17 protein-coding genes are annotated in these 18,772 nt (G+C 38.2%); 10 read left to right on the top strand and 7 right to left on the bottom strand.

Annotated elements, in window-relative coordinates; genetic code table 11:
* Nucleotides 1-186: 186 nt before the first annotated feature.
* Nucleotides 187-1,512 (bottom strand): OprD family outer membrane porin, encoded by a 1,326-nt coding sequence (locus tag AN395_RS16720; RefSeq protein WP_054983680.1) that lies wholly within the window; start codon nt 1,510-1,512, stop codon nt 187-189.
* 272 nt (nt 1,513-1,784) lie between these two features.
* On the opposite strand from AN395_RS16720, the gene AN395_RS16715 reads away from it, so the two are divergent.
* From AN395_RS16715 to AN395_RS16705, 3 genes are read left to right on the top strand one after another with little or no spacing between them, the layout of a single operon-like run.
* The gene (locus AN395_RS16715; RefSeq protein WP_024032564.1) at nt 1,785-2,456 is read left to right on the top strand and encodes a response regulator transcription factor; all 672 of its coding nucleotides are present in this window, start codon (nt 1,785-1,787) and stop codon (nt 2,454-2,456) included.
* Nucleotides 2,449-3,894 (top strand): sensor histidine kinase, encoded by a 1,446-nt coding sequence (locus AN395_RS16710; protein WP_054983679.1) that lies wholly within the window; start codon nt 2,449-2,451, stop codon nt 3,892-3,894. Before AN395_RS16715 ends, AN395_RS16710 begins: the two co-directional genes overlap by 8 nt.
* Complete coding sequence (locus AN395_RS16705) at nt 3,891-4,958, top strand: ABC transporter substrate-binding protein (protein ID WP_054983678.1); 1,068 nt, start codon at nt 3,891-3,893, stop codon at nt 4,956-4,958. The genes AN395_RS16710 and AN395_RS16705 overlap by 4 nt, the downstream gene beginning before the upstream one ends.
* Before the next feature lie 293 nt (nt 4,959-5,251).
* On the opposite strand, the gene AN395_RS16700 is transcribed toward AN395_RS16705, so the two are convergent.
* Nucleotides 5,252-5,989: a hypothetical protein gene (locus AN395_RS16700; protein WP_054983677.1), complete on the bottom strand. Its 738-nt coding sequence runs from the start codon at nt 5,987-5,989 to the stop codon at nt 5,252-5,254.
* A gap of 305 nt (nt 5,990-6,294) precedes the next feature.
* On the opposite strand from AN395_RS16700, the gene AN395_RS16695 reads away from it, so the two are divergent.
* Together AN395_RS16695 and AN395_RS16690 are read left to right on the top strand one after the other, a co-directional pair.
* Nucleotides 6,295-7,686 carry a hypothetical protein gene (locus tag AN395_RS16695; RefSeq protein ID WP_054983676.1) on the top strand — a complete coding sequence of 464 codons (1,392 nt, stop codon included), beginning with the start codon at nt 6,295-6,297 and terminating at the stop codon, nt 7,684-7,686.
* Between the two features lie 195 nt (nt 7,687-7,881).
* Nucleotides 7,882-8,538 carry an inovirus Gp2 family protein gene (locus AN395_RS16690; protein WP_054983675.1) on the top strand — a complete coding sequence of 219 codons (657 nt, stop codon included), beginning with the start codon at nt 7,882-7,884 and terminating at the stop codon, nt 8,536-8,538.
* 190 nt (nt 8,539-8,728) lie between these two features.
* On the opposite strand, the gene AN395_RS16685 is transcribed toward AN395_RS16690, so the two are convergent.
* Genes AN395_RS16685 through radC form a run of 4 tightly spaced genes read right to left on the bottom strand, consistent with a single transcriptional unit; the run spans nt 8,729 to nt 10,476 of the window.
* Nucleotides 8,729-8,968 carry a hypothetical protein gene (locus AN395_RS16685; RefSeq protein WP_054983674.1) on the bottom strand — a complete coding sequence of 80 codons (240 nt, stop codon included), beginning with the start codon at nt 8,966-8,968 and terminating at the stop codon, nt 8,729-8,731.
* Between the two features lie 31 nt (nt 8,969-8,999).
* A complete protein-coding gene (locus AN395_RS16680; RefSeq protein WP_054983673.1) occupies nt 9,000-9,560 on the bottom strand; it encodes a tyrosine-type recombinase/integrase in 561 nt (186 codons plus the stop codon).
* Between the two features lie 10 nt (nt 9,561-9,570).
* Entirely contained in the window at nt 9,571-9,990 is a 420-nt protein-coding gene (locus tag AN395_RS16675; protein WP_054983672.1) for a DUF2787 domain-containing protein, read from the bottom strand.
* A gap of 12 nt (nt 9,991-10,002) precedes the next feature.
* Entirely contained in the window at nt 10,003-10,476 is a 474-nt protein-coding gene (radC, locus tag AN395_RS16670; RefSeq protein WP_054983671.1) for a DNA repair protein RadC, read from the bottom strand.
* Between the two features lie 125 nt (nt 10,477-10,601).
* Between radC and AN395_RS16665 the strand changes: the two genes are divergently transcribed.
* On the top strand, nt 10,602-10,799 hold the full coding sequence (locus AN395_RS16665; protein ID WP_010557263.1) for an AlpA family transcriptional regulator: 198 nt from the start codon (nt 10,602-10,604) through the stop codon (nt 10,797-10,799).
* A gap of 35 nt (nt 10,800-10,834) precedes the next feature.
* Here the strand turns inward: AN395_RS16665 and AN395_RS16660 are convergent, their stop codons facing one another.
* A complete protein-coding gene (locus tag AN395_RS16660) occupies nt 10,835-12,754 on the bottom strand; it encodes a hypothetical protein (RefSeq protein WP_054983670.1) in 1,920 nt (639 codons plus the stop codon).
* A gap of 306 nt (nt 12,755-13,060) precedes the next feature.
* On the opposite strand from AN395_RS16660, the gene AN395_RS16655 reads away from it, so the two are divergent.
* Genes AN395_RS16655 through brxC form a run of 4 tightly spaced genes read left to right on the top strand, consistent with a single transcriptional unit; the run spans nt 13,061 to nt 18,766 of the window.
* Nucleotides 13,061-13,936 (top strand): WYL domain-containing protein, encoded by an 876-nt coding sequence (locus tag AN395_RS16655; protein WP_054983669.1) that lies wholly within the window; start codon nt 13,061-13,063, stop codon nt 13,934-13,936.
* A 2-nt stretch (nt 13,937-13,938) separates the two neighbouring features.
* Complete coding sequence (locus AN395_RS16650; RefSeq protein ID WP_054983668.1) at nt 13,939-14,730, top strand: hypothetical protein; 792 nt, start codon at nt 13,939-13,941, stop codon at nt 14,728-14,730.
* Nucleotides 14,730-15,275 (top strand): BREX protein BrxB domain-containing protein, encoded by a 546-nt coding sequence (locus AN395_RS16645; RefSeq protein ID WP_054983667.1) that lies wholly within the window; start codon nt 14,730-14,732, stop codon nt 15,273-15,275. Before AN395_RS16650 ends, AN395_RS16645 begins: the two co-directional genes overlap by 1 nt.
* Before the next feature lie 11 nt (nt 15,276-15,286).
* Nucleotides 15,287-18,766 carry a BREX system P-loop protein BrxC gene (gene brxC, locus AN395_RS16640; RefSeq protein ID WP_054983666.1) on the top strand — a complete coding sequence of 1,160 codons (3,480 nt, stop codon included), beginning with the start codon at nt 15,287-15,289 and terminating at the stop codon, nt 18,764-18,766.
* The last annotated feature ends 6 nt before the right edge of the window (nt 18,767-18,772 follow it).

The following is an 18,772-nucleotide window of genomic DNA, read 5'->3' as shown; positions in this document are numbered from 1 at the left end:
TCGCCCTTTCAATGCAATTAAAAACAAGTAACGTCGTTATCAAAACGTTGCCCTTTTTTTAAGAGTAAGGAGCCAAACTGTCACTAACCTGTCACGAAATAAAAATTGATTAAAAAATAACTTTTAAAAATTAAAAAACGCGCAGCATTTTCATGCTGCGCGTTAAAAGCCAATCGAAGGGGGCGTTTAAAACTTAATGGTGTAATCTACATATACACGGTGATCTGCTCTGTCTCCTTTTACACCATCAACACTGCCAGTTTCATCTGTGGTGTAATCTAAAAATAACCAACGTAGGCTTAAGCCTTTTACAGCCGCTACTTTGTAGCGTGTATCAATGGCCCAATATTTTTCATCGGCTGTGCCACCTGCTTTACCTAAGCTTGAATTTTCTGCATCGCTGCCGCTGGTGTAATAAAACTTTGTGGTTAAACCCGGTGCCACTGCTTTTAGGTCAACACCTAAGCGAGCCTGCCAAGTTGACTCATTTTGGTTTGTTAAATCGGCACCAATTAATGAGCGCGTGGGAAACGGGTTAGTCCCGTGATCGCCGCTAAAGTTATCTTCAATCCAAGCATCGTTCACTTTGGTAAATGCGGCGCCTAGTGTCCAAATATCTTTTTTCCAATTGGCATCTAGGTAATAGGCAAAACCATCGTTTTCACTTTTAGTAACGCCGGAAACCGCACCGAGTGCATCTTCATCATCTAAATCGCCCCCCTCTGCGCCGGTTACAAATAAATCGCCATCGTCTTGTGAGGTAAATACGCCACTTGAAAGGGTTAACTTACTGTGATCGAGCTTTATAGCGTAACTGCCTTTAAGCCCAAGCTTTGATAAGTAGTCATGGGAGTTTAAATACTCTGCGTCTATTTTTAGCGCGTCTTTTTTGTAGCTTGCGCCCACACCCCAAATAACACTAATCGCGCCGTTATCTGACTGATCGGTAGAAAAATCTTCCCACTTGTCATCGTGGCGGCGGCTCCATTTATCGTAGGCGTAACCATATACTTTGGTATTGCCAAACTTGTAGTCACCAAATACGCCTCTAAAAGTATTGGGAATTGCGCGGCTACCTGAGCTTTTTAACAGCATGCTTTTGGTTTTTTGCCCGCCTATTTTTACATGGCTATTGTCACCAAGTTTAACGTCGATAAAATATTGACCAAATTTAGAAAAACTATCGTCAACGCCGCCTTTTTCATCCCCAGCGGGTAAAATATTATTTTGTGCGCTGCCGGTTGAGTTGTAATTAAGTACCGTATAAGTAGAGACACCCATGCTAATTAAGTCATTAAAATAGCCCGATTGATAATTGAGCTCTATGCCTTGTGCAAACGTTGAGTCGTCGCTGGCGTCGTTATCGTAATCGCGGTCAAAGTAAATTGACCTTAGCTTAATATTAAATTCGTCTTGCTCTGTAAGCCCATTAAAAGAAGCATACGAAGGAATAGAAACACAAGTTAATACTGCGCCTGTTACTGCAAATATTTTAGAGAACCGTTGAGCCATAGTTGTCTCCGCTACCTTGTTTAATTAAATTTATAGTTGTGTGTAGTGTGTATCAGTTTATTCATGTTGCAATTTACACGGCAAACCTGTCACAAACCTGTCACAAGATAATTACATTTTAGGCAATTGTATTTTTTGGCTATTAAATTAAAACTATAGCTTATCTTGCTATAAACGAAGGCATTTGCGTATTGTAAACGTTGCAGTAATTGTTTAGTGTCTTGCACAACTTAAAATTATATTTTTTAATTGCGACTTTGCGGGTGTGCTTAATGAGAATTTTAGCAGTTGAAGACGACGAAGTGTTAGGAGAAGCAATTTGCCAACGCTTCACCAAAATGGGCCAAGGTATAGACCTTGTAACCAGTGGTGATCTGGCTAATTCGCTGTTAAAACGCCATGAGTACGACCTTATTTTACTTGATTTAAACTTGCCCAATTTAAACGGTGAGCAAATATTAAAAAAGCTCAGGGCTCGCTCATCAAATACGCCTGTATTAATTTTAACGGCACGCGCTCAAGTAGAGCACCGTATAGAATTACTCGACTTAGGCGCCGACGATTACCTCACTAAACCCTTTGATTTTGGCGAATTAGAAGCCCGCTGCCGCGCCCTACTTAGGCGTAACCAAGGCCTAGGTAAAGACATTATTAGTTATGGCAATCTCGATTTTGATCGAAAATCATGCACAGTCACTATTGCTAAAGAACTTATTGACTTAAAACAACGAGAATTTAGGCTGCTAGAAATATTTTTAACGCATCAAGGCAAAGTACTTAATAAAGATGAGTTACTCGATCACTTATATTCGTTTGATGATTCACCTAGCCCCAACGCCATAGAAACCTACGTAGCAAGGCTTCGTAAAAAGCTGGTAAATAGCAGTGTTGATATAAAAACACTGCGTGGTTTAGGCTACCTTTTAGCAGAGCCGAATGAGTAGCAAAACCCTCCCCTCAATTCGCCGACAGCTGCTTACAATAACCATTGCTTTAATGGTTATAATTACACTTATAACCTATTTTATGGCTAATAATTACAGTAAAAACGCCGCCCAAATTTCATACGATAGGCTACTTGCCAGTGCTGCTTTACAAATTTTTGAAAATACCCACATTGATTACCACGAAATTATTGTTGATTTACCCAGCGCTACATTTGAAACTCTCTCGATGGCCTCAAATGACAGATTGGTGTATCAAATAACACAAAATCAAGGGCAGCACTTAACCGGTTACAATGGCTTATATCAACACATTTTACAAAAAGCCGACACCCAGTGGCAACGTGCAGAGTATGACCCGCGAGATAACCTACTAATACAATTTTGGGAAGGTGATTACAAAGGCGAAAACTACCGCTTTATTCTACTCTCAGATAAGCTTTATGAAGTGGGTGAATCGTTTGATGTAAATATTTTAATAGGCCAAACCACCCAAGCTCGCGATCAGCTCGCCTATGAAATGAATTTAAATGTAATACAAATGGTTATTTTAACGTTTGTAATAGCTATTGTGCTAATATTACTAGGAGTGAATCAAATTTTGCGACCTATTTACAGCATAAATAAAAAAATACGTCGGCGCTCCCCCACTGATTTACGCCCTATTGATATGTCGGTTCCTAAAGAAATGGCCGATTTAATTTCAACCATTAACCATTTTATATCGCAATTAGAAGTTTCGCTTAATCATTTAAAACGCTTTACCGGCGAAGTGGCCCATCAAATAAGAACGCCCCTAGCAGGCCTTAAAAGCCAAGCGCAAAATGCCATTGAAGAAAGCGATGAAAAAATAAGAACAGAGCAGCTAAATCGTGTTTTATATTCAACAGATTTACTCGACAGCACCGTTACGCAACTTTTAAACCAAGCCACTCTTGCGCACCGCTTTCACAGCCAGCCTTTAATAACGCTTTCGTTGCCGGAGCTGGTAAAGTCTGTGTGTAGAGATGTTGCGGTATCGGCGATTCAACGCGGCGTGATCATCACATATCAAGGTGATGATAATTTAATGATCAATGGCGATTCGTTTGCACTTAGCCAAATGCTACGCAACATTTTAGAAAACGCGATTAAATTTAGCCCGCAAAACAAAGAAGTAAATGTGTCTACCGAGCTTCACAGTACAGACAGTGGTTACATAGCCCGATTATGCGTGGCTGATCAAGGCGTAGGTGTACCCGATGCGCAAAAACAACATGTGTTTGAGCGGTTTTACAAAAGTAAAGGCGACCCACGTGCCGGCAGTGGCCTAGGCTTAAGCATTGCTAAAGAGGTAGCAGAGCATCATAACGCTGCTATTAAGCTGCTCGATAACAGCCCATCGGGGCTTATTTTTGAAATAAACTTTCCGTTAATGCTGACCGAGGACGAACATTGAAATTTTTATCGCTGATTTATATTGCCGTTGTTTTTACGTGCTTTGTAGGCTCGCCATTCGTTGCAGCAAAAACCCCTTTAGTATTTCCGGCACAAAGCGAAAATAAATCCGTGCTTAAAATATATGGTGGCGCTGATAAAATGGAAATTGCCCCTTTTTTATCGGCCTTTCAAAAAAAATACCCTTTTGTACAAATTGACTACTACGAGCTGAGTACTTTCGAAGTGTATAGCGAATTTTTAGCCGACGTTAAAAACCCGCCCGACGTATTATTAAGTTCAGCAATGAACTTGCAAGTAAAGTTAGTTAACGATGGTTATGCACAACCTTACAGCTCTGAGCAAACAAATAAGCTTCCTGCATGGGCTAAATGGCGAAATGAAGTATTTGGCTTTACCTATGAAACAGCGGTAATTGCATTTAATAAAGAATTTTTAGGCGAAGAGGTCGCACCAAGTAGCCGCAACGAATTATTAGAGCTAATTCGTAGGCGCAGTGAGCAAATTAAAGGCCGCATTGGCATTTACGATATTACTCAAGTGGGCATAGGTTATTTGCTGTGGGCTCATGACCGCGAGCAAAGCTCAAGCTATGGCCGAATGCTAGAATCGTTTGGCTATCACAGCACGCGTGTATTTAGACGCAGCGCCGACATACTCAAGGCACTTTCAACGGGCGAGCTCACTGTTGGCTATAACATATTAAGCTCTTATGCGCGCACATGGGCGGCGCAGCACCCTAATATTATTGTGGTGCAACCTAAAGACTACACCTCGGTTATTATGCGCAGCGCCATTATTCCTAAACATGCTAAAAATGTAATTGGTGCACAGCTGTTTATTGATTACTTAGTGTCTGTACAAGGACAAACAGACATGGCCAACTTCACTAATTTTGAGCCAATAAATAACGAAGTAAGAATTAAACAAAAACATTTACTTGATATATCAGAAGGTCAGCTTCGCCCCGTCCCCCTTGGCATAGAAATATTAGTGATAGACGATCAGATGAAGCGCCAAATAATCATTCAAGAATGGGAAAACGCGTTATTTGAGTACCAATAAATTCGGGGCTTATAACATGTCACGTATTTAAGGGAGCGACTTTAAGGGCCGACTGAGATTACCCACTAAATACATGCCTATTAGCGTATAACTAAGGTTTGGGCAGCAGGCATTAAAAAACCCAGTTATTGATATTCAATAACTGGGAAGAGGGATTCAGATAAACTATCCAATCAATTGATTATAAACAATCTATAATAACCAATAATAGATTGTGAATACCAATAGGTATACTATAAAAGCAACTTCTACCGTGTAGCTTAACTAGACATCTTATATAATTTGGCTAATCGTTAATCTGATGGGCGAATAGTAGACATATTAATAGCATCTGTATTTAGCTCATTCCGCTTTTGTTCTGCTGTATTATCAAGCCCTTTGCGAACTTTTCCTAAATTTGTGTCACTTGTTGGCTCTTCAGTGCCAGAACTAATAACAGACTCAGGCTTCACCTCTGGTTTTTCAAAATTATATTGCTGAATTTCTGATAGCAAAGGCTCTACTAAACCAACTAGCTTCCCTAGCCTTTCCTCTAAATTTGATAATCTTTCATCGAGCTTATCTGAAGCTATACTCATTTTAACTATTTCTTTATTTTTAGTTTTAGTAAAAACATTTAATACCTCTCTTTCCACTTTTTCATTAAAAAATAACTTTCGATTGTTATCGGCATAACGAATTAAACCTTCGAAAAACTTTGAATTAGTGGTACCTGCATTTTTACTCAATCTAGTTAACTTTTCCTTCGAAGATGTGGATATTTCTAGTTGAATTTTTTTTACATTAGCCTGCCTGTTTTCTTCGGTTTTTTTTAGATATCTAAGCTCTTTATTTAATTTTTGGATAAATGCCCTTTGAGCAGTTTCGGTAGAGTTGTTTTTACTGACCTCTGTGATTATAAATGTTTTTAGATCAACATCATTATAGAAACTTAAATCATGACCAAAATATTTAACCATTAATGCTTTTAATTTAACACAATCACTACTAACCCACTTCAAGTTATTATTACCTAGTAACCAACCTTTCATTACCAACATCCTCATATTTGTTTTTACTACAAATAACACTTTCAATATAAACGATATACTTTTTTCATTATAAAAATTTACAGCTAATGAAATAAGAAAAGCATTAAACCCATTAAAATTGAGTGAACATTAGCAATAGTGATAACAAAACTCTAACTAAAAATAATACAATTGATAACACCAACTAAACACTAACTAAATATTTTTAAAATCAGCCCCCTAAATAACAAAATAGACCCTGTTTATTGATTTTTGATTTAACTGGCCCTAGTATTGTATAAATACCACTCATACAGCAGTACAAAATGCACAAATTTTTTCTCCTAACACCCACCCTGTCTGCGCATTCGAAATGGGTACTTCTCCAATTAATTATAAAAGACAATTTGGGCAAGAATTTATCAAAAAATGATATTATAGAATTAGGTTGTGCACATAATAAATACTCAAATGTAATACGTGAACTTCAAGAAATTAAAGCTATTCTCAAGCTCAAAGTTAAGCACAAAAAAAATGCCCCTCCGTCAATCTCATATGATTATTGGTTCAGTAAACATCATGAAGTTAATCAATTAATACCTAGAAATATGCTGGAAAAATTAGAGTATGTGAAACTAAGAACACCTACAAAATTAGTGTGGTCTTTCTTTTTATTAAACCAAGATGAATTTGGTTATGTTGAGAACTTTTCAAAGCCAGAAATCGCTAAAGCATGTGGGCTGAAACTCACTGAGCTAAAAACTGGTATTAAACACTTAAAGAACATGAAGTTGTTAAGCCAGCCTGTGACGGGTTGTACAATAAAAGAACTTGCTATTCTGGAAGGAAAAGAGCCTAAACCAATAAAGAAAAATAAAGGAATTAACTTAAAACGCAGCTCTACTTTTTTAATTAATCACAACAAACAAACACATAGCCTTTACGTAATAAAAATGCGTCAGATAATCAAGTGGCGATTTCTAACTGATAAAAATAAGCTCAGGTATTACACAGCTATATTTCTACCTTTACTCCAAAAACAACCCAAAAGCCAAGATACTTTTTTTTTGGATTTACTTCGTTTTAAACATGAATGGATAAAAGATACTTCTGATCTAAATGATGAATATCAGTTTTTAAGTCAACAACCTCTACAAGTTTTTAAGTACTTAGATGATGTATTATTCAGGCTTGTCACCTGCGGTTTACTTAAAATAGTGCGCTATGGAAATAATATAATAAACCCAGTATCAGAAGAAGACTCAAGTAATAGAATTTTTGGCCCTTTGAAGTCTAGAACTATGGATAATGTTAACGGTAACATAACGTCCAAGCTCATGAGTAATTTTGCAAACATACTTATACACTATATTTTATTCCATTTTTACGAACATAAGAGAAATAATAATTTAGATCACTCTCGTGAATTTAAACAATACTCGAATTGGATTGCGAGCTTAAAATCAAAAAATTGTAAAATTGAAATGGAAATAGTAAATACGCCAACAAAAGTTTGGGCTCCTGATATTGCCTCTATTAAAAACCTTCTAGTCTCCTCTAATATTGAATTTAGCGGTCAAATAAAAAAAAGTTATTCGCATGTTGACTTCAAAGATCCCAACTTTCATTTAAAAAATGGTGAATATGCTATTTTACATTGCATTCAAAGCTCCTTCGCTTACTTTTATAAATCAGTCATAACTTCAGAGCAATTATGAATACGCTAAACACCATCTCTGTATTTTGCTCATGAAATTAACCACCACAAACTGAGCTAATTTTATTAATGTAAATTTCGGTTTGGTAATATTTATTAGAGCTACTAGTAACGAAGTGATTATCACAATAAATACAAATTAAAAAACTACTGCTCACACACCTGATATGAACTAATACATAACAGGAGAAAGATAATGAATAACCCAACCCAATACCCAGTAACAACCAACCCTACATACAATCAATATCAAACACTCGCTAGAGTAGATCAGCGACTGGTTATTCCCTACTTAAATGCTATTGAGAAAGTAATGCATGCTGCATGTAGTGAGCATAAAAGAACGTTTGCAGTCAGAATTGATTTAAGGCTACCTGCTTATTCAAATACAATTGATTTAGATAACAATAAAATCATTACACGATTTATTGCTTCTCTTGAGGCGCAGATTAAAGCAGATACAAAACGTAAAGCTCGTGATGGTAAAACCCCACACCCATGTAATATTAGATATATTTGGACTAGAGAGAAAAACGAAGCTCACCATCAGCATTATCATTTTGTACTGTTTTTCAATAAGGACCGGTATCACTGTACGGGTAAAATAAATATAGAAAGTGATAACTTGTTTACTCGAATAGCTAAGGCCTGGGCAAGTGCGTTGACCTTACCAGTAGATGAAGCGATGGAATTTGTTCATTTGCCTGATAATGCACACTATTACCTTGACGCTAATAACCCTAATTTTGCTCAAAACTTCCATGCTCTTTATTGTCGAGTAAGTTACTTCGCCAAGCTTAAAACTAAGCATTACGGCTTAGGGCAGCGTTGTTTTGGTTATAGTCAGAGGTGATATTCTAATTAAGACCTGTGCTTCTCAAAACTTGTTCTAACGCGCTTTTGAGACCTTCAACTAGCTAAATAAGCTCAAACCCTTGGTATATAAAGGCTGGCAAGTTCCCAAAATAGCATTACGAGAAGCACTATTTACACTACAAAAGCAAAAAAAGAACGCACTGCAAAAATGCGTTCTTTGTTTACTTCTAATCAAATAAACTCGCGACTCCTGCTAACAAGCCACTAGCAACAGCTAAAGGCACCGTAACTGGTGCAGACGCCACACCTAGCCCAACGACAACTGCACCGGATACTGTAGCGCCTGCTAAAGCACCAGAGCTCACAGCAATGGCTGTTCTACTGAGTGATGGCTCAGAACTACCGGTTATTTGTTTAGAAACTTCATTTCCTACTGCACCGCATGCAACGGCTTTTTCTAACGACATAACAAATTTACTCCTATCATATGTAATAAATTTATAACTCTAATTCTTCAAAGTCTTTATCAATTTCCTCCTGGGTAATGCCGATGTAACGAAGTGTTGTTGCCTCGGAGCTATGGCGAAGCATTTTCATTACACGCGCGATGTCTTGGGTTTTATGGTAGAGGTGATAACCTCGGGTTTTACGCATTGAGTGCGTGCCTAGCTTTAAATTAAGCTCTTCACCCACTAACGCAAATGCTCTTGTTACAGCCCTACGAGATAAAGGCCGTGGTGGTGAACCTTTAGCTTGTTGATTTCGATATGATTGAAATAGGTAAACATGATTGGGGTGAGTAATACGAACTTCATGGATAAACGCTAATGCTTTTTGATTTAGCTTAATCTCTGCAAGCTTGCCTGTTTTACTTTCAAATATAAGTAACCTGTCGTTTTGAATGTCCGTAAATTTAACAGACAACAAATCAGATATGCGCAATGCTAGGTTCAAACCTATATTCCAAATATGGCTCATCTGTTTAGAACACCGCTTTTCAAGCAAGTAACTGATTAACTTTACTGTATCAAGGTCCTTAATCGCCTGTACTTCAGCCATCGCCTACTCCTCACTCAGTTGTAATAGTGACCTGGTAGCAGCCTGTGTTGTAGTACTCAACAAAGTTAGTCACAAACAAGGTTAAAAGCTCCTTGCCCTCTCGTTCACTCAACCAGCCCACCAGCATGTGATATACACGTTTAATCACAAAGCAAACATCAATCTCCTTTACTAATTCAGAGTCCGGTCGGCCCTGGTATGAAAAATCAGTAATGTATACAAGCTCCCAACCAATACCGCGTTTTTCTAGCCTAACCTCGACTGGGTGAAAGCCCCCAGCTGCTGCGCTATAATCTTTATCACGGAAATTCAAAGTTAACTCACTCGCATTCCCTATCGATTCACCTTGTTTAGTGATGGCATTTACAATCACATCAAACAGTGACTCTGGCACGCTTAGTCCTGGCACTTGCTCTATTTTAATCACCATACCCTACTCCCTTTAAATTAAGCCATGCTCAGCAAATGAATAACTGGTTTCACCAATGATGATGTGATCGACTATCGAAACATCAATCAGGTTAAGCGCCTGCTGTAATTTGGCGGTAATAAGCTTGTCAGCTTGAGATGGTGTACTTACGCCTGAAGGATGATTATGCGCAAGTATTACAGATGCTGCATTTAGCGCTAATACTTCTTTAACAACCTCTCGTGGGTATACGCTTGCTGCGTTAATAGTCCCCCTAAATAACTCTTTGTATTCAAGTATGCGGTTTTGGCTATCCAAAAATAGTACAGCAAACACCTCATGCTCGATTAACGCCAGCTTATGCCTTAAATATTCTTCACTGTCTTTCGGACATGTTAAAGCCCCATGCCTAAATTGCTTTAGAGCGATTATGTAAGCTGCTGCTTCAAGTATTTGTTCATCACTTACAGGGTGATCAAATTCGTATAGTGACTTGTTATTTTGCATTGTTATGCCCTCTTAATGGTTTATGCAAAATAGTGATGTATATGTTTAACGTTTTTGTTTCGCCTCAGTAAAAAATTACTACCCCCGGAAAGGATATGTACTAATAACCTAACCGGAGAAATCCCATGCGTTTAATCAAATTAAAAGAAGTTTTACATATCACAGGCTTAAGCCGTTCAACTGTTTATCGCTTTATGAGTGCTGGTGGATTTCCAATGAAGGTCGAGCTAGGCGGTAACTCTGTAGCCTGGGTAGAAAGTGAAGTTGAAGAATGGATAAGTGAAAAAATTGGGAAAAGAGACACTGCAAGTACTGCAGCTTAAAGTGCTACCCCATAGCGGGGTAGCTTTAATAAAGCCTACTTGCTTAATTCATAGCAAAGTCTAAAGCCTGTTTTTATGCCTTTATATTTACCTGTACAATCTCGCGGACCAGATGCCCTTAATACATTAGCGTCGCCATAAAAAGAGGTTAAACTTGCTGAACGAATACTTACGCCTTCCAAAAGCCATTCTGCAAAAAAGTTCGAGTCTATAAATTCCAACCCATATTTTTCAAAATTAGTTAAATTCTCTGGAAACCGTAATGTTAAAGCATCAAAGTCACTCTCATTCATATATGGTGGGTGCCCAGGGTACTGCCTACCGTCAGGTGTATGAAAGGTCATATCACTGCCTTTATTAGAGTGTGCACTTTTTCCAACTTCATTATCTCTGACAGCTAAGTACTCATCGTAAGCTAGTAATCTTAGTGGAACGTTTGTTTCTTTTTCTGCCCAGCTAATATAAGCCAGCACATCATAAAAAGTACATGTAGCAGCTAAACCTTTATCACACTCACTATTTAATGGAGGTAACGAGTCACCCTTTCTGGTAGCAAAGTATTCATGGTTTTTATGTAAAAAATCATTTATTTCATCTATGGTTATAAGCTCTGAAACCATTAGCTCTTTTTCGGCTAGCTTAATCTTTTTAAAACCATGTAAGCGCTTATTCGAGCTGCGGCTTTCAATAATATAATCACCAGACGCTTCATAAAATTTCTGAAGTATTACATGTTGCCCTGGGTAGTTTTTAGTTAAACCACCATTGGCATAGTAATGTTGCTCTGCTAAGTGGCTGTCTAATTCACGATTACCTTTATAGTTAAAGTACTCCCAACGCTTAAATCGATAATCTTCAATAAAGCTTGGTATATCTGCCCGTTTCAAGTAATCACCGTATATTTGATGTGTAAAAACCTTATCTCTTTGGTTTTTGATGACAAAGTCAAAACTACCGTTATCATCAGAGAGGAATATAAGGTTTTCGTTGTAAGGAATTACATTTACCCATCCCTTATTTGACTGTTGAAACCTTTGATTTAATATCTTTTGTAAAAATTGCGCTGATTTTATATATACCTCAGACTCATCCGAAGACATGCTATTTTCATAATAAACCTCAACATCTGAGCCGAAATCATGGTCGTAAAAGTTTGTAAGGTTGTTACCAAGTAAATTATAGCAACCACCAATCTCAAACATATTACTAATAATTATAAGATCTGAAATGCTTACCATCACTTCTTCGTATTCAGCAGTTTGAGTAGAAGCTTCATTTAAATTATTAGAAGCAGAGTCAAAAATAGAGGGAAGATTTCCTGTTCGCCTTTTTGTTAGTGGGATTTTTGTATTAAGGTCTAAAGACAATAGTTCCTTAAGGCGTTCTTCATTAAAATCTACAAAATAGTGTTCCTTCATAGCCTCGATATATTTATCAAGTTCAAAGCTATCATCACAAAAGAGCTTAATATGCAGCTTTTGTATAAAAATATTTTCTAAATATTTATCTTTAGCTAATACTTCATAAAGATCATGCATATCCCAGGCTAAAACGCCTGAAAAATCGAAGTCATGCCCAGTAAACAACTTACTCGGCATCTGCCCTTTTGAATAAAACAGTCTTTCAGATACTTGCTGGTGGTTAAATTGCTTGTAGCCTAATTGCATTCCACGGTATTTATGCTCAAGTAAATTAACTCGTTTGTGCAGGTTATGCTTTGACATAAATGGTTTAAGCTTTTCTTCAAACTCTTTTTCGTAGTTAGCAAACCCACCCTTAATACCGAGGCTTTTCGCTAATATATTAAGCTTTGTGGTATGAGGGATTTTTTCTCTGTCTCTGATAGTTTTTTTAGCTGAGTATTTTAAGTTCTCTGGTGTTAAACCAGTAATAGGCACAATGTGAAATTTTTCTAGAGGGATGTATGTAGTTGGAACTGTAGTATTGTTTTTCATTCTAAAACCTTTAAAAATAGTTAAAGCCCCGTTGTATATTTTAAACGGCGTACTTCTGGCTACTAAGTCCAAGAATGAAGTGTATATCGTAGGTATGATGTAAAACGATTCGAGTGCTTTGTTTTGTAAGAAGTACATTACAAACCGCAGGTAAGCCTCTGCCCTTGAAACGCAATTTAATTGCAAAAACATTTAATGTCAAATGTTTATTGTAGTAATTTAAGAAACAAAGCACATTAACTCATTTTGATTGCATCTTTAACTTTGCCTGATATAGTTACTACAAAATAATGATTTAGTATATTTATGACTAGTACCGCATTGGATGCACTCACACATGCGCAGAGGGAACGCTTAGCGTTCATAGATTTTAATCTGCAGTACTTTGGCCAAGTTGCAAGAGCTGATTTAATTCAGCGTTTTAAAACTGGCTTAGCCGCGTGTACTCGTGATTTTTCATCATATAAAGAACTTGCACCTCAAAATCTAGTATTAAGTCATACAACTAAAAGCTACCACCGCTTAGAAAGCTTTAAACCTTTGTTCGAACACAACGCTGAGAGTGTTCTCAGCGCCTTATGCCGCGGTTTCGGTGATGGCTTATCAAGCAACATTCAGCCTAGTAGCTACTGCCAAGATGCAACGCGCTTGATACACCCAAATAGTGAAGTAATCGCGACTCTTATGCGTGCTATTACGTCTAAGCTCGCTATTGAGTGCCAATATACATCACTAACTTCAGGCACTACTTCAAAGCTATTGGTACCCCACTCTATTGTAAATAATGGTACTCGCTGGCATGTACGCGCTTTTGATAGAACCAAGCAACAGTTTAGAGATTTTGTTACTACCCGTATTGAATGTCCAAAAATACTGCAGTCACTCATTAAACCTGAAGAATCCGCAGATAAAGACATCCAATGGCACACCATTTACGATATAATTTTAACCCCGCATCCAAAGCTAAAATACCCAAAAGCAATAGAGCTTGATTACGCTATGGACAACGGGCAATTAAAATTAGAAATAAGAGCCGCTCTATTAGGTTATTTACTTAGGCAATGGAACGTAGACTGTACCGAACAAGGCACATTAAACTGTAATATTTACCAGCTGCATTTGAGCAATAAATCACAACTTAATCTTAAAGATATTGAGATAGCTCCAGGCTATCAGGAATGAATATGGTTGAAGAAAACACACTAAGCCAAATAGGTTTTAAATTTGGCAAAAATGGCGCACACTCAGCTAGAAGCATGATGATTGAAGAGCTTAAAGAGCTTCTTTTCGCTCGTGATGAAAGCGCAACAAAAAAAGATTATGAAGACGATATAATCAATTTTAATATATTGCATAAGCCAACCGAAAAATCACGTTCATTAACCTTTAGACACCTTGTAGATTTATACGGTATGTCTATGGATACTCCTTTATTTAATGTTTTTCGTAAGTGGTGGGAGCTATCAGAAGACGCTCAGCCAATGTTAGCTCTACAATTAGCTGTAGCCAGAGATCCTATTTTAAGAAATTCAGCTAGCGTCATACTGCCACTACAATTAGGCGAACACTTGCCAAGAGAAACGGTAGAACAGCATCTAGCAAAAGATGATCCAAATCGCTTTAGTGCAGCATCACTCAAATCATTCGCACAAAACATTAATGGCACATGGACCCAGGCTGGCTACTTAGAAGGTAAAGCCAAAAAATACCGCATTCAACCAAAAGCGTCTTACGTTAATTTAGCATACGCACTGTTTCTAGCTTATTGCCACGGTTTAACCGGACAAAGAATGTTTGATAGCTTCTGGTGCCAAATGTTAAGCCAAGATAAAGAACACCTATACGATTTAGCACATCGCGCATCTTTGCGAGGTTTAATAAACTTCAAGCAAGTAAGTGACATCATAGAAGTCACATTCCCTAACATAGAGTTACCAGATTTAACCCAGCCAAAGCCGGAAGAGGATAAAGAATAATGTCTGACAGATTATCCAAGCTGCTAAACAGCTTCGACAGCCATATTAGTATTCCCTGGCCTGTAGCTGTTTCAGCTGATGAACGCACCATTTTTGTCGTCTATAACAAAGAAGATGAGCTTAAACTTAGATCACGTATCGGCGAATTTGAAGCCATAACAATAAAAAGCGGTCATCCTTGGCTTGAACTTGATCTAACCCACAGCTTTGAAAAGTGGATGGCAGACCAAGAATATAAAGAAGGTTATTTTGCAGACCCAGAATATCTTGCCAGTTTATATGAAGACTTTTCAGATGAGCTTATCGAAAGCCTATCAGAGCGAATTAATGAAAACCAAAACGAGGATGGTGTAGTTGCACTTCTTGGCTGTGGTGCATTATTTGGGTTCGCTTCAGTATCAGGCCTGGTTGAAAAGGTTGCAAAACAAGTTAAAGGCCGTCTTGTGGTCTTCTTCCCCGGTGAATATCAAAAAAACAATTTTAAACTTTTAGATGCCAAGGATGGGTGGGGCTATCACGCAACTGCCATCACAGCAATGTCATAAGGAACTAGCAAATGCTAAATAGAGAAATATATTTTAACGATCCATTACAGAGCCATTTAGCGAATGAAGGCGTAGCAACGGTAAAAGATGATTTAACAAAATTAGAGTTAGATATTCTTGAGTACGAGCTGAGAACTTTTGTATGTAATGGTGCATATGCAACTGGTTTAGAAAAAATACTAAAGTCCTATATAGCCAGTGTGGAAAAAAATGCAAAGCAGCCTTGTGTATGGATCAGCGGCTTCTTCGGTTCAGGTAAATCTCATTTAGCCAAAATGGCACGTGCACTATGGACCAATCAAACATTAAATAACGGCCAAACCGCGCGTAGCATTGTTGATTTACCTAGTAATATTGAAACCCTATTCGATAAATTATCTACTCTAGCAACTAAGCACAACGGTGTACATGCAGCTTCTGGTACGCTTAGCTCTAGTGCTGGCAAAAATGTTCGTTTGGCATTTTTAAGCATTATTTTTAAATCAGTTGGTTTACCTGAGCAATATCATTTAGCACGGTTTGTAATGTGGCTAAAAGAAGAAGGTATTTATGGTCAAGTTCGAGAATACGTAACCACCAATGCAAAAAAAAGAGAAGGCAAAGATCCATGGGAGCATGAATTAAAAAACCTTCATATGTCACCTGTTATTGGTAATGCAATATTAAATGAAATGCCTGACTTTGCACCGTCCCCCATCGAAGTGAGCAAGATGATCCGCTCTCAGTATCAGCAGGTTAAAGATGTATCAAACAATGAAATGGTTACAGCAGTAATTGACGCTATCGCTGTCAACGGAGAATTACCTTTAACCCTAGTAGTATTAGATGAAGTACAGCAATACATTGGTGACGATATAGATACTGCCATGGCTGTCCAAGAGCTTGGTGAGACCTGTGGTGAAGATGGACGTTTAAACTCAAAATTATTATTTATCGGCACAGGCCAAAGCGCACTAACTAGCACTGAAAACCTACAGCGTCTTATGGGCCGTTTTACAGTTAACGTGCAACTTCAAGAGACCGATGTTGACTCTGTTATTCGTAAAGTCATTTTACAAAAAAATGAAAACGCACGAAGCGCCGTACAAACCGTTATCAATAACGAATTAGGTGAAATTAGTCGTCATTTACGCGGTAGTATCATCGAGCACAACAAAGACGACGAAAAATGGATGGTGGCAGATTATCCTCTTTTACCAGTACGTCGCCGCTTTTGGGAAAAAGTACTTCCAGCTTTAGATAAAACAGGAACAGGCTCCCAATTACGTAACCAGTTACGTATTGTCCATGAAGCAACAAAAACAACAGCTGAAAAGCCTTTAGGTTGTGTGGTGCCAGCTGATTATATTTACGATCAAATAGCAACTAAGCTATTAAACAGCGGTGCGATTGGTAAAGATATTTATGAAACTATTAGCCGCTTAAAAGCAGGTGACAACGATCAAAAATTACAATCTCGCTTATTAGCTTTGATACTATTAATCAGCAAATTACCTACAGATATTGAAACAGGCATTGCTGCCACGGCAGATACACTTTCTGATTTGTTGCTCGAAAACCTGCAAGAAGGTAAACATGAATTAAGAGCTTTAGTACCAAAACTGCTAAATCAACTCGTTGATGATGGTTTAGTCATGCCAATGCAAACATCTGTGGGTGAAGAATACCGCCTACAGACAGTCGAAAGCCAACAATGGTACGATATGTACCGCCAACAAGAGAATGAATTAAAAGCCAATCCACAAAAGCTTGAATACTTCCGTACACAAGAAATACAACAATTTGTTCGCAAACAAGTCGCACAAGCTCGTATAACGCAAGGTGATATTGCCGAGCCAAGACCAATTAACCTTGAGTTTGGCGCAGAACTGCCGAGTGATGCAGATAAAAAGCTCTACGCGTGGGCACCAGAAGTGCCAGAGAAGAACTTCAATGCATTAGCGCGTGGTGCCGATCCAGATTCAGCAACAATTTACATTCATGTACCAACATCCCAACGAGATGAATTACGTAAAGCGATTGTCGAGTTAAAAGCCGCAGAAACCACGATAGATGTGCGAGGCACAGCTAAAACCGATGCAGGTAAAGAAGCGTATGCGGCAATGGAGTATCGATTCAAAGAAGCAGACCGTGCGAAAAAGGCCATCCTAAAAGATATCTTTAGCCAAATTCAGCTAAAACTTGCTGGTGGTCAAGAAGTTGAAGGCGAAAACCTAGGAGAGCAAATTCAAAATGCAGGTAAGCTAGCCTGTCAGCGTCTATATAGTAAATTTAAAATGGCTGATAACAAAGGTTGGGCTAAAGTTTACAATCGCGCCAGCACTCAAGGTGACCCTAATGCATTAGAGGCAATTGACCATAATGATGAAGCAGATAAACACCCTGTATGCTCTGAAATTAAACGCTTTATTGGTTTAGTAAAAACAGGTAAAGAGATCATCGATAACTTTAAAGATGCACCTTACGGCTGGGGTAAAGACACCATTGAAGGCGCCCTGTTTGCCATGGTCGCTGCCGGCGTACTCAATGCAAAAGATGGACAAGAACGCCCTGTTGATGCCAAAAGTTTAGATAGATCTTCAGTTACTCAAACCAAGTTTCGCCCTGAAAATGTAACGTTATCAAAATTACAAATCATTAAAGTACGTGGCTTAATAAACGCGTTATTACCAGAAGGGCAAAATTGTGGCGCTAATGAAGAGCAAAGTAAATTATCGCAGGCGATAACCAACGCTAAAAACGTTGCGCGTAGTGCTGGTGGTGAAGCACCATTACCATTAGCACCCAGCACCACAATTCTTACCAATTTAGAAATGTACGATGGTAACGAACAGTTGCAACAAGCTTATGAAGCAAAAGACGAAATCCAAAGTCAATTTATAGAGTGGCAAGAACAAGCAGATCTAGCTAAACACCGAGTTAACCAATGGAATGAGCTGAAAACAGTTTCTCGTTTATGCAAAGATTTAGCGATATATAGTGCTATTACTGAACAAATGGACTCCATTGAAAGCAATCGTAGTTTACTAGCTGAGCCTAACCCTATTAGCCCACTATTAAAACAAGCAGAATCGGCATTACGTGACGCCATCACAGCGAAACTCTCTGAATATGAAGACGAGTTCAATGCATGTCATCGCGACTTAATGGACGATATTAACTGGGCTAAATTAGACGATGCTAAGAAACAAGCACTACTAGAAAAGCGTAGTCTAAGTTCAATCCCATCTATTAACTTATCTTCACCAGCCGCAGTATACGATGCTATAGAAGCAACAAGTTTTGAGCAGTGGAATGACCGCATATCCGCTTTACCAGGCCGCTTTGATGCAGCCCTTAAAGATGCCATTAGCGAACTAGCACCAAAAGTACAACATATCCGCTTAAATAAGCCTATGATCGAATCAGAAGACGATCTTAAAGCTTGGCTAACAGACGTTGAAGCACAACTTCGTTCAGAGCTAGCCAATGGCCCTGTAGTACCTAGCTAATAAGCT

The organism is Pseudoalteromonas sp. P1-30 (assembly GCF_001400005.1).
GTDB lineage: Bacteria > Pseudomonadota > Gammaproteobacteria > Enterobacterales > Alteromonadaceae > Pseudoalteromonas > Pseudoalteromonas atlantica.
This window is presented reverse-complemented; position numbering and strand designations above follow the sequence as displayed.

Coding starts and splice junctions, on each gene's coding strand:
- AN395_RS16720 (WP_054983680.1), bottom strand. CDS start 1,512: ATGGCTCAACGGTTCTCTAAAATATTTGCAGTAACAGGCGCAGTATTA.
- AN395_RS16715 (WP_024032564.1), top strand. CDS start 1,785: ATGAGAATTTTAGCAGTTGAAGACGACGAAGTGTTAGGAGAAGCAATT.
- AN395_RS16710 (WP_054983679.1), top strand. CDS start 2,449: ATGAGTAGCAAAACCCTCCCCTCAATTCGCCGACAGCTGCTTACAATA.
- AN395_RS16700 (WP_054983677.1), bottom strand. CDS start 5,989: ATGAAAGGTTGGTTACTAGGTAATAATAACTTGAAGTGGGTTAGTAGT.
- AN395_RS16695 (WP_054983676.1), top strand. CDS start 6,295: ATGCACAAATTTTTTCTCCTAACACCCACCCTGTCTGCGCATTCGAAA.
- AN395_RS16690 (WP_054983675.1), top strand. CDS start 7,882: ATGAATAACCCAACCCAATACCCAGTAACAACCAACCCTACATACAAT.
- AN395_RS16685 (WP_054983674.1), bottom strand. CDS start 8,968: ATGTCGTTAGAAAAAGCCGTTGCATGCGGTGCAGTAGGAAATGAAGTT.
- AN395_RS16680 (WP_054983673.1), bottom strand. CDS start 9,560: ATGGCTGAAGTACAGGCGATTAAGGACCTTGATACAGTAAAGTTAATC.
- AN395_RS16675 (WP_054983672.1), bottom strand. CDS start 9,990: ATGGTGATTAAAATAGAGCAAGTGCCAGGACTAAGCGTGCCAGAGTCA.
- radC (WP_054983671.1), bottom strand. CDS start 10,476: ATGCAAAATAACAAGTCACTATACGAATTTGATCACCCTGTAAGTGAT.
- AN395_RS16665 (WP_010557263.1), top strand. CDS start 10,602: ATGCGTTTAATCAAATTAAAAGAAGTTTTACATATCACAGGCTTAAGC.
- AN395_RS16660 (WP_054983670.1), bottom strand. CDS start 12,754: ATGAAAAACAATACTACAGTTCCAACTACATACATCCCTCTAGAAAAA.
- AN395_RS16655 (WP_054983669.1), top strand. CDS start 13,061: ATGACTAGTACCGCATTGGATGCACTCACACATGCGCAGAGGGAACGC.
- AN395_RS16650 (WP_054983668.1), top strand. CDS start 13,939: ATGGTTGAAGAAAACACACTAAGCCAAATAGGTTTTAAATTTGGCAAA.
- AN395_RS16645 (WP_054983667.1), top strand. CDS start 14,730: ATGTCTGACAGATTATCCAAGCTGCTAAACAGCTTCGACAGCCATATT.
- brxC (WP_054983666.1), top strand. CDS start 15,287: ATGCTAAATAGAGAAATATATTTTAACGATCCATTACAGAGCCATTTA.